14 protein-coding genes are annotated in these 12,819 nt (G+C 70.1%); 11 read left to right on the forward strand and 3 right to left on the reverse strand.

Annotation, left to right across the window (positions count from 1 at the left end):
- Positions 1 to 48: 48 nt before the first annotated feature.
- Together ACZ5UM_RS03255 and ACZ5UM_RS03260 are read right to left on the reverse strand one after the other, a co-directional pair.
- A complete protein-coding gene (locus ACZ5UM_RS03255) occupies positions 49 to 687 on the reverse strand; it encodes a response regulator (RefSeq protein ID WP_464846935.1) in 639 nt (212 codons plus the stop codon).
- Positions 659 to 1,729: a sensor histidine kinase gene (locus ACZ5UM_RS03260; protein WP_464848263.1), complete on the reverse strand. Its 1,071-nt coding sequence runs from the start codon at positions 1,727 to 1,729 to the stop codon at positions 659 to 661. Before ACZ5UM_RS03260 ends, ACZ5UM_RS03255 begins: the two co-directional genes overlap by 29 nt.
- A gap of 225 nt (positions 1,730 to 1,954) precedes the next feature.
- Here ACZ5UM_RS03260 and ACZ5UM_RS03265 point away from each other — a divergent pair, with 225 nt between their 5' ends.
- From ACZ5UM_RS03265 to ACZ5UM_RS03300, 8 genes are all read left to right on the forward strand, one after another.
- Complete coding sequence (locus ACZ5UM_RS03265; protein ID WP_464848266.1) at positions 1,955 to 2,644, forward strand: formate dehydrogenase accessory sulfurtransferase FdhD; 690 nt, start codon at positions 1,955 to 1,957, stop codon at positions 2,642 to 2,644.
- Positions 2,641 to 3,225, forward strand: coding sequence for a twin-arginine translocation signal domain-containing protein (locus ACZ5UM_RS03270; RefSeq protein ID WP_464846936.1), 585 nt, complete (start codon positions 2,641 to 2,643; stop codon positions 3,223 to 3,225). Before ACZ5UM_RS03265 ends, ACZ5UM_RS03270 begins: the two co-directional genes overlap by 4 nt.
- Positions 3,226 to 3,237: 12 nt before the next feature.
- Positions 3,238 to 5,706 carry a formate dehydrogenase-N subunit alpha gene (gene fdnG / locus ACZ5UM_RS03275; RefSeq protein ID WP_464846937.1) on the forward strand — a complete coding sequence of 823 codons (2,469 nt, stop codon included), beginning with the start codon at positions 3,238 to 3,240 and terminating at the stop codon, positions 5,704 to 5,706.
- A gap of 6 nt (positions 5,707 to 5,712) precedes the next feature.
- On the forward strand, positions 5,713 to 6,588 hold the full coding sequence (locus ACZ5UM_RS03280; protein WP_464846938.1) for a 4Fe-4S dicluster domain-containing protein: 876 nt from the start codon (positions 5,713 to 5,715) through the stop codon (positions 6,586 to 6,588).
- Between the two features lie 16 nt (positions 6,589 to 6,604).
- Complete coding sequence (locus ACZ5UM_RS03285; protein WP_464846939.1) at positions 6,605 to 7,321, forward strand: formate dehydrogenase subunit gamma; 717 nt, start codon at positions 6,605 to 6,607, stop codon at positions 7,319 to 7,321.
- A 78-nt stretch (positions 7,322 to 7,399) separates the two neighbouring features.
- Positions 7,400 to 8,194, forward strand: a complete 795-nt coding sequence (locus tag ACZ5UM_RS03290) for a formate dehydrogenase accessory protein FdhE (protein WP_464846940.1) — start codon at positions 7,400 to 7,402, stop codon at positions 8,192 to 8,194.
- Entirely contained in the window at positions 8,191 to 9,375 is a 1,185-nt protein-coding gene (locus ACZ5UM_RS03295) for an SLBB domain-containing protein (RefSeq protein WP_464846941.1), read from the forward strand. Before ACZ5UM_RS03290 ends, ACZ5UM_RS03295 begins: the two co-directional genes overlap by 4 nt.
- A gap of 215 nt (positions 9,376 to 9,590) precedes the next feature.
- On the forward strand, positions 9,591 to 9,737 hold the full coding sequence (locus tag ACZ5UM_RS03300) for a hypothetical protein (RefSeq protein WP_464846942.1): 147 nt from the start codon (positions 9,591 to 9,593) through the stop codon (positions 9,735 to 9,737).
- 95 nt (positions 9,738 to 9,832) lie between these two features.
- On the opposite strand, the gene ACZ5UM_RS03305 is transcribed toward ACZ5UM_RS03300, so the two are convergent.
- Entirely contained in the window at positions 9,833 to 10,150 is a 318-nt protein-coding gene (locus tag ACZ5UM_RS03305; protein WP_464846943.1) for a hypothetical protein, read from the reverse strand.
- A gap of 127 nt (positions 10,151 to 10,277) precedes the next feature.
- On the opposite strand from ACZ5UM_RS03305, the gene ACZ5UM_RS03310 reads away from it, so the two are divergent.
- The 3 genes from ACZ5UM_RS03310 (at position 10,278) to ACZ5UM_RS03320 (ending at position 12,808) form a co-directional block, all read left to right on the forward strand.
- On the forward strand, positions 10,278 to 10,859 hold the full coding sequence (locus tag ACZ5UM_RS03310; protein ID WP_464846944.1) for a thioredoxin family protein: 582 nt from the start codon (positions 10,278 to 10,280) through the stop codon (positions 10,857 to 10,859).
- Positions 10,860 to 11,009: 150 nt separating this feature from the next.
- A complete protein-coding gene (locus ACZ5UM_RS03315; RefSeq protein ID WP_464846945.1) occupies positions 11,010 to 11,534 on the forward strand; it encodes a V4R domain-containing protein in 525 nt (174 codons plus the stop codon).
- Positions 11,531 to 12,808, forward strand: a complete 1,278-nt coding sequence (locus ACZ5UM_RS03320; RefSeq protein WP_464846946.1) for a sensor domain-containing diguanylate cyclase — start codon at positions 11,531 to 11,533, stop codon at positions 12,806 to 12,808. Before ACZ5UM_RS03315 ends, ACZ5UM_RS03320 begins: the two co-directional genes overlap by 4 nt.
- The last annotated feature ends 11 nt before the right edge of the window (positions 12,809 to 12,819 follow it).

Raw genomic sequence — 12,819 nt, forward strand, 5'->3', positions numbered from 1 at the left:
GAGCCCGGCATTCCGCCGGGCTCTTGCTGTTTGCTGTCTGCCGCGCCGTCAGATCCAGCCGTTCCGGGAGGCGACCATCGCCGCCTCCACCCGGTTCTTCACGCCCATGCGCCGGAGCGCCTCCGCGAGGTATCCCTTCACGGTCTTCTCGCTGAGGAACATCCGCTCTGCGATCTCCCGGTTGGTGTACCCCTGCGCCACCAGCCGGATGATGGCCAGCTGCTGCCGGTTCAGCGGGATCCGGTCCTCCTCCCTCGCCTGCGAGGGCGACCGCATCTGCTGCATCAGGTGGCCGACCACCTTCGGGTCCATGGCCACCTCGCCCCGCGCGACGGCCCGGATCGACCGCTTCAGGTCCATGCCCAGCACGTCCTTCACCACGTACCCGCGCGCCCCCGCCCGCACCGCCGACAGCACCAGATCCGCCTCGCTGAACGTCGTCAGGAAGATCACGGCCACCTCGGGCATCTCCTCCTGGAGCTGCCGGCACACCTCGACGCCGTCCACGTCGGGCAGGCGGGCGTCCAGCACCACCACGTCGGGGCGCAGCTCCCTGGCCAGCGCGATCGCCTCATGCCCGCGCGCCGCCTCGCCGACCACCTCCATGTCCTCCTCGCGGGAGAGCAGTGATTTCAGGCCCTCGCGCAGCAGTTCATGGTCATCGACGATCAGAACACGTATGGACATGCGTGCTCACCCCCTCCAGCGGGATCGAGGCCCTGACCAGCAGGCCGCCTTCGTCGCCTTCCATCAGTTCCAGTCGGCCCCCCAGCCTGGCCAGCCGCTCGCGCATACCCTTGATCCCGAACCTTCCTGGTTTCTCAATATCAGTGCTATTCTTTATCCCCACGCCGTTATCCTGCACCACCAGCGTCACGCCTGCGGGTTCGTACCGGAGCGCGACGATGATGGCGCTGCCCCGGCTGTGCTTGCGGGCGTTGGTCAGCGCCTCCTGCCCCACCTTGAACAGGGTGTCCTCCACTTCCCCCGGCAGGGGCCGCGGGGTGCCCGCGACGGTGAGCTTGGTCGTGAAGCCGTCGCGCCCCGCATCCCCGAGCAGCCGGCGCAGGCCGCCCTGCAGCCCGCCCTCGCTGAGCTCCGGGGCGCGCAGGGCAAAGATCGCCTCCCGGGTCTGCGCGGCGGCCTCCGCTGCGAGCCCCTTCAGCCGCTCCAGTTCCTCCCGCAGCGGGTCGGCGGGCTCCAGATCGCCGATGAGCCAGTCCAGCTTCAGGGCCAGCAGGTAGCTGGTCTGCGCGGCGCGGTCGTGCAGGTCCTGCGCGATCCGATTCCGTTCCGTGAGCAGCAGGTGGCGCTCCTGCGCTTCGTCCAGCTCGCTCCGCAGCGCCGCAAGCCGCTCGGTCTGGCTGCGGTACCGCTCCAGGGCCTCCCGCGCCCGCCTCGCCGCCCGTTCCGCCTTCTGGCCGATGCGCGCCCGCTCCTGCGCCGCCTGCAGCAGCCGGCCGGCCGCGGCGGCAAGGACCTTCAGCCCTTCCGTGTCGCCGCGTCCGTCGGCCGCCAGTTCCAGACCGCAGGCCAGGGGCAGGCGGACCTCGCCCCGCAGGCCGGCGCCGCCGGGAAACCGGGCCAGCCATTCCGGCCGGTCGGGCCGCTTCACCCCCGCGCCGCTGAACCCCAGCGCCTCCACGGCCGCCCGGGCGGCGGCGGCGGCCAGCTCCTGCTCCGAGCCGGTGGCGGGAAGGGCCTCCACCGCCGCGGCCAGCCGCTCCATCTGCACCCACCCCACCCCCTGTAGGCTCAAATGCGCATCCCCCGCTGAGGCGGACCGCTTACGAACGCGGGCCGAACGGTTCTTCACACGGGACCGAACAGACAGGAAAGTGCCGCCAGGCGGCTCGTTCACTTTTATGTACAATGCGTATAACATGTATTCCGATATCGTATTGCTGTCCGACGCGCTTCAACCCCGAGGCCGGCCGGAAAGGGGGGAACTGACATCTCCGCCACCGTCTCCGCACCTGTCGCCGTACAGGCGCCCGCTGAACGGCGGACCACGCTCTTCGTCAACGGGGAGGCCTGGCTCACCGCGCAGACCACGCCGCAGGACCTCGCCGACTGGGCCGTGGGCCGGCTCTGCGGCGAGGGGCTGGTGGCCGGGCCGGAAGAGATCGCCCGCCTCACCGTCGACGAGGCGGGGGCGCGCGTGCACGCCGAGCTCGTGTGCGCACGGGACCCGGCGCCGCTCACGCCGGTTGCGCCCGGCCCGCGGGTCACCGCGGCGCAGCTGGTGCGCTGGATGGAGGACATGCTCCGGCAGGCACCGCTGTACCGGGCCACGGGCGGCATGCACGTGGCCATGGCCGTGCGGGCCGACACGCACCAGCAGATCGTGCGGGAGGACATCGGCCGCCACCAGGCCGTGGACAAGGTCCTCGGCGCGGCCCGGCTGGCCGGCTGGCCGCCGGAGCAGGTGGTGGTGCTCACCTCGGGCCGTATCTCCGCCGAGATGTGCGCCCGCGCGGCCCGCTTCGGCGCACCGGTCTGCGCATCCCGCACCGCGGCCACCGACCAGGCCTGGGCCCTGGCCACCGCGCTGGGCATGGACCTCGTGGGTTACGTAAGGACAGCCGCCAGTCTCATTGTGTACACAACCGGCAACCGCGTGGCAAGGAGGATCGAGGCATGAACCTGAACCGCCGAGCGTTCCTGAAGCTCACCGGCGTGTCGGCGGCCAGCGCCGCCGTGCTGCTCTTCGCCGAGGAGCGGGACGCCCTGGCGCAGGACCTCAAAGCGTCCCGCATCGCCAGGGCCAAGGAGGTTCCCAGCGTCTGCCCCCACTGCTCCGTGGGGTGCGGCATGATCGGCTACGTGCGGGAGGGACAGCTGCTCCAGCTGGAGGGCAACCCCGACAGCCCCATCAGCGAAGGCTCCCTCTGCCCCAAGGGCGCGGCCAGCATGCAGTTCGCGTACGACGGCGTGGGCCGGCCCAACCCGCTCCGGCAGCTCACCGCCAAGATCCGCCGCCCCGGCTCCGACCGCTGGGAGGAGATCGGCATCGAGGAGGCCCTCGACCGCATCGCCCAGCGCATCAAGGAGACCCGGGACGAGGGCTTCGTCCACAAGAACGCCGACGGCGTGGTGGTCAACCGGGCGGAGTCCATCGCCCACATCGGTTCGGCCTGTATCGACAACGAGGAGTGCTACCTCATCACCAAGCTGATGCGGGCCCTGGGCGTGGTGTACCTCGAGCACCACGCGCGGATATGACACTCCTCCACCGTGCCCGGTCTGGGCACTTCATTCGGCCGCGGCGCCATGACCACGGCGCTGTGGGACGTCGCCAACGCTGACGTCGTCGTCTTCATGGGCTCCAACGCCGCCGAGAACCACCCCATCGCCTTCAAGTGGTTCCTGCGGGCCAAGCAGAAGGGGGCGACCGTCATCTGCGTCGACCCCCGCTACAACCGCACGGCCTCCAAGGCCGACTGGTGGATCCCCTTCCGCTCGGGCACGGACACCGCCGTGCTGGGCGGCCTGATCAACTACGCGATCACCCACGGCAAGATCCACCGGGAATACGTGGTGAAGTACACCAACGCGTCCTTCCTGGTCCACCCCGACTTCCGGTTCGACGACGGCCTCTTCTCCGGCTGGGATCCCGAGACCGGCAAGTACGACCAGTCCACCTGGGCCTTCCAGACGGGCCCTGACGGCAAGCCCCTTCAGGACCCGACGCTGGAGCACCCGCAGTGCGTCTTCCAGCACATCAAGCGGATCTATTCCGAGTACACGCCCGAGAAGGTCTCGGAGATCAGCGGCATTCCGGTGGAGGACTTCATCAAGTTCGCCGAGATCGTCTGCTCCACCGGCGTCCCGGGCAAGTCCGCCGTGTTCGTCTACGCCATGGGCTGGACCCAGCACACCAAGGGCGTGCAGAACATCCGGACCAACACCATCCTGCAGATGCTGCTGGGCAACATCGGCGTGGCCGGCGGCGGCATCGCGGCCCTGCGCGGCCATGCCAACGTGCAGGGCGCCACCGACCTGGCGGTGCTCTACCACGACCTGCCCGGCTACCTCGGCCAGCCCACTGAAAGCCACCGGACGCTGCAGGAGTTCCTGGACAAGACCACGGCGAAGAACAGCTACTGGGAGAACAAGCCCAAGTTCATGGTCTCGCTGCTGAAGGCCTGGTGGGGCCAGCACGCGACGGCCGCCAACGACTACTGCTACGACTACCTGCCGAAGATGGCCGCCGGCGAGACCTACAGCCACTACGACATCTTCCAGTCCATCCTCGACGGCCGGGTGAAGGGGCTCATCGTCGTGGGCCAGAACCCGGCAGTGGGCTCGGCCAACGCCCGCAAGGTGCAGGCCGCCCTGGCCAAGCTGGACTGGCTGGTGGTCTCGGACCTCTTCCTCAATGAGACCTCGGAGTTCTGGAAGCTGGAGGGCATGAACCCGGCCGAGATCCAGACCGAGGTGATCCTGCTGCCCGCCGCCGGCCCGCTGGAGAAGGAAGGCTCCTTCACCAACACCCACCGGCTGATCCAGTGGAAGCACAAGATGATCGAGCCGATGGGCGACGCCCACTCCGACGGCTGGTACATGGTGCAGATCGGCAAGCGGCTGAAGAAGCTGTACGAGGGCTCCACCGAGGCGAAGGACCTGCCCATCCAGCACCTGGTCTGGGACTACGACGACCCCAACAACCCGGACGAGTTCGACCACATCAAGGTGCTGAAGGAGATCAACGGCTACGACGTGACCACCGGCGCGCCGGTCTCCGGCTTCGGGGCCCTGAAGGACGACGGCACCACGGCCTGCGGCTGCTGGATTTACTCGGGCATCTACCCCGAGGAGGGCGTCAACAAGGCCGACGCCCGGCTGCGGGCGGCCCCCAACCGGCCCGACGGCTGGACCGAGGCGAAGGCCGACGGTTCCGCGGACTACCTGCACCTGGGCTGGGCTTTCGCCTGGCCGGCGAACCGGCGGGTCATCTACAACCGGGCCTCCGCGGACCCCGAAGGCCGGCCCTGGTCGAAGGTGCCGCTCGTCTGGTGGGACGAGGCCGAGCAGAAGTGGGTCGGCGTGGACGTGCCCGACATGCTGCCCGTCGCGCCCGGTGCGGTGCATGCCCTGGGCGTCCCCGGCGACACGCCGTTCATCATGAAGCCCTGGGGCGCCGGCGCCATCTGGGGGCCGCTGCCCGACGGCCCCGTCCCGGTCCACTACGAGCCCAGGGAGTCGCCCACGCCCAACCTGCTCTACCGGAAGCAGGGCACCATCCCCACGATGAAGATCTACGACTCCGAGTTCGACGTCTGGGGCGACCCCGATCGGTTCCCGTACGTCGCGACCACCTACCGGCTCACCGAGCACCTGACCTCCGGCGTCATGACCCGCACCCTGCCCTACCTGGCCGAGGCCTTCCCCCGCCACTTCTGCGAGATCCCCCGGGAGCTGGCGCAGCGGGAGGGCATCCGGAACGGCGATTGGGTGGAGGTGGAGAGCGCCCGCGGCAAGGTGCGGGTACAGGCCATGGTCACCAACCGGCTCCGGCCGCTCCGCATCGGCGGCCGGGAGACCTTCCTGATCGGCCTGCCCATCCACTGGGGCACCAACTCCGGCCACGTGCAGGGCGACATCACCAACACCCTCACGCCCCAGGCCGTGGACGTCAACGTCCAGATCCAGGAGTCCAAGGTGTTCCTGGCAAACCTGCGCAAGGTGACGGTAGGGGGGTAATGCCAGATGGGTCGCGCAGCAACCTGGGATGCGTGGCGGCCAGATCCGACCAACACCCTGCAGCACGTCGCCATGCTGGTCGACACCTCCGAGTGCATCGGCTGCAAGGGCTGCGAGGTCGCCTGCAAGCAGTGGAACCAGAACGAGGTCCGCATCAACCAGGATCCCGGCACGTACCAGAGCCACCCGGCCCTGGACGCGGAGACCTGGACCGTCATCCGGTTCTTTGAGACCGAGGAAGAAAACGGCATGGCCAAGTGGCTCATGCAGAAGCACAGCTGCATGCACTGCACCGACGCGGGCTGCGTCACCGCCTGCCCCACCGACGCCCTCCAGTACGGTGACTACGGCGTGGTGACGCTCAACCGCGAGGCCTGCATCGGCTGCGGCTACTGCGAGCCGGCCTGCCCGTTCGACGCCATCCACGTCGACCGGACGGCCTGGGACCAGCGGGCGCAGAAGGCGGGCAAGTGCACCTTCTGCTACGACCGCATCGCCCACGGCATGCAGCCGGCCTGCGTCGCCACCTGCCCCACCGACTGCATCAAGTACGGCGACCGCGACGCCCTCATCGCCTGGGGGAAGGAACGGGTGGCCCAGCTTCAGGCCATGGGCTACAAGAACGCCAACCTCTACGGCGCCGACGAGATGGGCGGGCTGCACCACCTCTACGTGCTGCTGGAGCCGCCCGAGACCTACGGCCTGCCGGTGAAGCCCGAACTGTCGCCGATTCTCAAGGTGTGGAAGTACGGCCTGCAGCCCGTCGGCAAGGCGGTGCTGGGCGTCGGCCTGTTCGGCCTCCTCGTCAACTGGCTCGCCGCCAGGCGGGTCTTCAAGGACGGCCTGTCGCCGCACGAGGCCGCCGAATCCATGCACGACTAGGGGGGGATGGCACGTGGTGCGCGCAGGCGGAAGCATCAAGAAGTTTTCCCGGACCCAGGTGCTCTTCCACTGGCTCTACGCCGCCTCCTGGATCGTCCTCGCCGTAACGGGGTCGATCTTCCTGTGGCGCGGCGACCCCGCGGCGCCGGCCGGGGGGCTGGGCCCCTTCCTGCACGGCAGCGTCGGGCAGACGCTCCGGCTCATCCACCGGATCGCCGCCATCGGGCTCATGACCTCCCCGCTGATCTGGCTGCTGGGGGATCCCCGGTCCGTCTGGCCCGACCTGAAGGAGCTCTTCACCTTCGGCAAGAATGACCTGAAGTACATGCTCATCGCGCCGCTGTACTACACGACCGGCCGGGGCCAGCTGCCGCCGCAGGGCAAGTTCAACGGCGGCCACAAGGTCAACTTCTACGTGGTCTTCCTGACCTACTTCAGCTTCATCGGCTCCGGCCTGGTGATGTGGTTCGGCCGGGGCGCCGTGAGCGACCAGGCCTTCCACGCCGCCCAGTTCGTCCATTCGCTCAGCTTCTGGCTGGGGTCGGGGCTCTTCCTCCTCCACTTCTACCTCACCGCCATTCACCCGTTCACCCGCCGCTCGCTCTCGGCCATGGTGGACGGCTGGATGGAGCTCCAGTACGCCCGGCTGGATCACAGCGAGTGGGTCGAGCGGGAGATCCGGAACGGCACCGCCCAGATCCGGGACGGCGGGCAGGCGGCCGCGGCCCGCTGACCCTGATTCCGCCCCCGGCGCCTGCCGGGGGCGGTTTTCCCTGCACCGAAAGAGCTGCACCCGATCAGGAGGGAGTAGATGATGCAGTCGCTGGAGTTCCTGCGCGCCTGGCGCGAGCGGGCGCGCGCCTGGGAGGAGCAGCTGCCCGAACCCGAGCGGCTTCCCGCCCCGGAGGAGGCCGCGGCGGCCCTCCGCCGCGGCGAGCCGCTGGTCACCCTCGCCGAGCCGCCCGTCGACCCCGGGCGCTTCGCGGCCCTGCTGGCCGACCTGGCCGCCCTGTACGCCGAAAGCCGTGCGGAGGCCCGTCCGCTGGCCGAGCGGCTGGCGGCCCTGCCGCCGGCTGAGCGGCAGGAGCTGGCGGAGGCCCTGCTGAGCGGCGGCGACACCGCAGCCTGGGCCGCCCGCCTGGGGGGCTCCGAGGACCTGCTCCTCACCCTGGGCGGCCTCGCGCTGCAGCCGTTCATGGCCCGCTTCGCCCGGGCAGTGCGGGAGATCGCGCCCCTGCACGGGTGGCGGCAGATCCAGTGCCCGGTGTGCGGCGCCGCGCCCGACCTCTGCCGCATCGACCCCGACAACATCCGCCACCTGCACTGCCCGCGGTGCGACACGCAGTGGGAGCACCACCGGCTGACCTGCGCCGTCTGCGGGACCGACGATGTGCGCCAGGTCAGCATCCTCACCCTGGCCGAGCTGGAGCCCTGGCGGGTGGAGGTATGCGACCGGTGCGGCGGCTACATCAAGACCCTGGACCAGCGGCACGGCGGCCACCTGGCCATGCCCCGCATCGACCTCTACCTGGAGGACGCCCGCACCCTGCAGCTGGACCTGCTGGCCGAGCAGGAGGGATACCGGCGGGGAGGGCGCGCCCAATGACGCACCTGCTCATCGAACCGGCGCAGCAGGGACGGGAGGACCTGGCCGCCTACCAGGCCCGCGGCGGGTACAGGGGGCTCACCGCGGCCCGGGCGCTGGGAAGCGGCTGGATCCTGGAGCAGGTGGCGCAGGCGGGCCTTCGGGGCCGCGGCGGCAGCGGCGATGGACGGCCGATCGGCCAGAAGTGGGGCCGGGTGGCGGCGGCCGCCGCGCGCGAGCGGTTTGTGGTGGCCAACGGCGCCGAGTCCCAGGCCGTCAGCCAGAAGGACCGGCACCTGCTCGCCCGCTTCCCCCACCGCGTGCTGGAAGGGCTGCTGCTCGCCGCGCACGCCCTCGGCGCCCGGGAAGCGTACTTCTACGTGCGGGGCGACTCGCCGGAGGCCCTTTCCGCCGCCCAGGAAGCCGTGGCAGAGGCCGGCGCAGCCGGCCTGCTGGCCGGGGTGACGGTGAGGGTGCAGCCCTCGGCGCCCACAGCGGTCTCCGGCGAGGAGACCGCCATCCTCGACGCCCTGGAGGGGCTGGAGGGCTACCCGCAGCCCAAGCCGCCCCGGCCGGAGGAGATCGGCCTCCGGGGCCGGCCGACCCTGGTGCAGAACGTGGAGAGCCTGGCCGCGGTCGCGGCGCTCTTCCGGCTGGGTCCTGACCGCATTCGCGCCGCCGGCACCCGCACCTGCCCCGGCACGGCCCTCTTCACCGTCACCGGCGCCGTGGACCGGCCGGGGGTGTACGAGGTGGCCCACGGCACGCCGCTGGCGGAACTGCTGGCCCTGGCCGGAGCGCCGCCCCGGGAGGAGATCCTGGCCGTGCTGCCCGGCGGCCTAGGCTCCGGGCCGCTCAGGCCCGACGAGCTGGACGTGCCGCTCACTTACGAGGACCTGGCGGCCCTGGGCACCACCATGGGGAACTCGGCGGTAATCGTGTTCCGCAAGGCGGACGCGGCGCTGCCCGCCCTGGTGCGGGAGAACGTGGCGCTGCTGGCCCGGGGCTCCTGCGGCCAGTGCCGCGGCTGCAAGGAGGGGCATGAAGGGCTCCTCCGCGCGCTGCAGACGGGCGATCTGGCCGAGGCCCGCCGGAGGGCGGAGGTCCTGCTCTACGGGCGGGGCAACTGCGCGCTCCCCACGGGCACGGCCCGCTTTGCGCTGCGGGCGCTGCAGGCGTATCCGGAGGGCGCCTGGCACTAGTGCCATCGCGCAGGGGGTCTACGCGCGCGGCTACCGCGCGGGAAGCACGCGGACCCTCCGGTTCCGGCGGCCCGGCAGTACGGAAGTCCCGGCCGGATATGATGCCAGCAGACACGCGCGATTGAGCCGGAGTGTGACTACTTCCGCCCCTTGTCCGCGGGTAAGCTGAAAATGGATGACCAGCACCCCGGATATCGGAGAGCGGAGGGAGGATCATGCTCAGGCAGACGCACCGCGAGTACCTCAGCGCGTTCCTAAGCTGCACCTGGCTCGCCCGGTTGAACCTGATCTACCTGGCGGTTGTGCCTGCCTTCCTGGTGGGCTCCCTGATCTACCTGGTCTGGGTCTACCTGACGGTCTGAGGCAGGGAGGCCCGTCCTCGCGGGCTGGTCAGTGACGGAAGCAGCGAGACCCCGGGGCTGAAGCCACAGCCCCGGGGTCTTTCCCTTGACGCCCCTCACGACTCGTTCTGGTTCGGCCCGGTCTGATTGCGGCCGCCCTGCAGGCCGCCGTCCTGGTTGCGGCTGCGGTTCGACTGGCTGCCCGTCTCATTCTGGGCGCCCTCGGCCATCGCCGCGCCCCCCAGGCCGCCGGCCACGGCGCCGACCACCGTCCCCAGCGGCCCCGCGGCAGAACCCAGTGCCGCGCCGGCCACGGCGCCGGTCACGCCTGCGGCTCCCTCAGCCACGGAAGGACCGCCGCCCGCGCTCCGGGCGTTCGCCCCGGTTCCGGTGCCGGTCTGGTTGCGCTGGTTCGCCTTCCGATCTTCTGCCATGACTGTGCTCCTTTCGCCACAAGGTTCGGCCTTACTATGCGCCTCCGCCGGTCGCGGTATACGCCCGCACCACCCCGGCCGCCGGCCACGTCGTAATACCGAGCCATATCGACGGGGAGGGGTTCTGATGCCGGTCGTATCACCGGAGCGGTTTGCGACGGGACTGACATGGGCCGAGTACCTGGCGGGGGCGACGGAGCACAAGGAGCGGCGGCAGCAGGTGTACGACACCGTCACCTTCACGCCTGAGCAGCAAGCGGCGCTGGAGGCGCTGCGGCCCCTGGGGCTGAAGGTACTGGTGCTGGAGGAGTACTGGTGCGGCGATGCCGCCCGCACGGGCCCGCTGCTGGCCCGGATCGCGGAGGAGGCGGGCATGGAGGCGCGCTGGTTCTTCCGCGACCAGAACCTGGACATCATGGACCAGTACCTGGAAAACGGCAAGTCGAGGGCCATCCCGTGTTTCATCTTCATGACCCGCGACGGTGAGTACGTCGTGCACTGGGGCAGCCGCCCGCGGGCTGTCAAGGAGGCCGTGCGGCCGCTGCAGCCGCTGCCGCCCCAGGGGGATCCGGCCCGGCCTGCGGCCTTCGAGCGGTTCGTGGCGGTTCTCTCCGAGGCCTACGACCGGGTGATGCCGCACGGGGTGACGGATGAGCTGCTGGAAGTCCTGCACGCGGCGCTGAACAAGCCCGCTGGGGAAAGGGCATGAGTGCACCGGGCCCGGGCATGAGAGCCCGGGCCCGGCCGTCCCTTTCTTCCGGCCCGCTGCCCCTTGCTTCACAGCAGGGATTATGCGGCTTTTGTAAAACTAAGACATTGACCTCTTTTCACCCGGCCCCAGACAGGGAGGAGGGTGACCATGCAGCAGAGCAGACGCAGCTTTTCCTGGGACATGCTCGGAGACCTCGCGATGGGACGACCCAATCTCGGTCCCGCCGCCCGGCTGGAGATCTACCGGCTCATGCAGTTCAGCCTGCGCCACGTGCTCGAGGAGGAGCTGGGCGCGGAGGCGGCCGACCGGCTGCTGCGGGAGGCCGGGAAGGTGGCGGGTCTGGCGTTTGCGGGCCGGCTGCTGGGGCCCCTCACGTCGCTCCCGGACTACGCGCGCCGGCTGCAGGCCGCCTTCCGGGAATACGGCATCGGCATCCTGCGCATCGAGGAGGCCGACCTGGAGAAGGGGCGGTTCGTGTTCACCGTCGAGGAGGACATGGACTGCTCCGGCCTGCCCGAGACGGACATGGAGATCTGCAAGTTCGACGAAGGGTTCATCGCCGGCATCCTGGAGTCTTCCACGGGCCGGTCGTTCCGGGTCGCCGAGGTCGACTGCTGGTGTACGGGTGCGCGCGTCTGCCGGTTCGTCGCCGAGGCGGTGAGCGGCGCATGACCGACACACCCAGGACCGCCGGGCCGGAAACCAGAGCGCCATCGCTCGATCAGGCCGTGGAGGCCCTGCAGAAGCTGCTGCGCGATCCCCAGGCGAGCCCGCTGCCGCCGGCTGAACTGCGCGGCCATGCGGGCTTCACCGCCCTGTACCAGGAGCTGAGCGCCCTGCGCACCCACCTCACGCACATCTGCCGGGGCGACCTGCGCCATCCCATCCACGAGCGGGGACCGCTCTCCGGCTGCCTCAAGTCGCTTCAGGCGAGGCTGCGCCACCTGACGTGGCAGGTACAGATGGTCGCAGCGGGCGACTTCTCCCAGCGCGTGGAGTTCCTGGGGGAGTTCTCCCAGGCGTTCAACGAAATGACCGAGGCGCTGGCCAGGACCAAGGCAGAACTGGAACGGAGCGAGGCGCGTTACCGCCTGCTGGCTGAGTACGCGGCCGACGTCATCGTCACGCTGGACCGTGAGGGACGGTTCGTGTACGTCAGCCCCTCGGTCTTCAGCCTGCTCGGGTACACGCCGGACCAGCTGACCGGCCGCCCCCTGTCGGAGATCACCCCGATGGAAGGATGCCCCGTCCCGGGCACGGTGGTCGAACTCACCATCCGGTGTCACGACGGCTCCACCCGGTGGGTGGAGGTCAGCACCGCGGCGCTGCCGGAGGACGCCGGCGACGGGGCGGTCCGGGTCTGTGTCTTCCGCGATATTTCGGAGCGAAAACGGCTGGAGTCGGACCTGAAGCAGATGGCCACGACCGACGGCCTGACCGGCGCGTATAACCGGCGCTTCTTTGTCGAGATCTGCCACCAGGAGATCCTGCGCGCAGAACGCCGCCTCCGGCCCATCGCCATCGTGCTCATGGACATCGATCACTTCAAGCGCGTCAACGACCGTTTCGGCCACACCGCCGGCGACGAGGTGCTCCGCCAGCTTGTCGAAACCGGTCGAAAGACGCTCCGCTCGGAGGACGTGCTGGGCCGCCTCGGCGGCGACGAGTTCGCCGTCCTCCTGCCCGGCACCACGCTGGAGCAGGCTGCCAGGGTGGCCGAGCGGCTCCGGTCGACCTACGAGCAGCTGAAAGTCCCCGCCCGCAGCGGAACTGTGCGGTTCACGGTGAGCTGCGGCGTGGCCGAGTGGCAGCCCCACTTCCAGACGGTGGAGGACCTGCTCCAGCGGGCCGACTGCGCGCTGTACAAGGCGAAGAACGCCGGGCGCAACTGCGTCCGGACCGATGAGGGCTGCGTCCGCCGGTCCGAGCAGGATCCGGAAGGCTGAGGCCGAAACTG

It is taken from the genome of Symbiobacterium ostreiconchae, assembly GCF_055396975.1.

Bases quoted from the DNA above. Each gene is read 5' to 3' on its own strand.
- ACZ5UM_RS03260 (WP_464848263.1), bottom strand. From the start codon at position 1,729: ATGGAGCGGCTGGCCGCGGCGGTGGAGGCCCTTCCCGCCACCGGCTCG.
- ACZ5UM_RS03315 (WP_464846945.1), top strand. From the start codon at position 11,010: ATGCAGCAGAGCAGACGCAGCTTTTCCTGGGACATGCTCGGAGACCTC.
- ACZ5UM_RS03305 (WP_464846943.1), bottom strand. From the start codon at position 10,150: ATGGCAGAAGATCGGAAGGCGAACCAGCGCAACCAGACCGGCACCGGA.
- ACZ5UM_RS03280 (WP_464846938.1), top strand. From the start codon at position 5,713: ATGGGTCGCGCAGCAACCTGGGATGCGTGGCGGCCAGATCCGACCAAC.
- ACZ5UM_RS03255 (WP_464846935.1), bottom strand. From the start codon at position 687: ATGTCCATACGTGTTCTGATCGTCGATGACCATGAACTGCTGCGCGAG.
- ACZ5UM_RS03310 (WP_464846944.1), top strand. From the start codon at position 10,278: ATGCCGGTCGTATCACCGGAGCGGTTTGCGACGGGACTGACATGGGCC.
- ACZ5UM_RS03300 (WP_464846942.1), top strand. From the start codon at position 9,591: ATGCTCAGGCAGACGCACCGCGAGTACCTCAGCGCGTTCCTAAGCTGC.
- ACZ5UM_RS03270 (WP_464846936.1), top strand. From the start codon at position 2,641: ATGAACCTGAACCGCCGAGCGTTCCTGAAGCTCACCGGCGTGTCGGCG.
- ACZ5UM_RS03290 (WP_464846940.1), top strand. From the start codon at position 7,400: ATGATGCAGTCGCTGGAGTTCCTGCGCGCCTGGCGCGAGCGGGCGCGC.
- ACZ5UM_RS03295 (WP_464846941.1), top strand. From the start codon at position 8,191: ATGACGCACCTGCTCATCGAACCGGCGCAGCAGGGACGGGAGGACCTG.
- ACZ5UM_RS03320 (WP_464846946.1), top strand. From the start codon at position 11,531: ATGACCGACACACCCAGGACCGCCGGGCCGGAAACCAGAGCGCCATCG.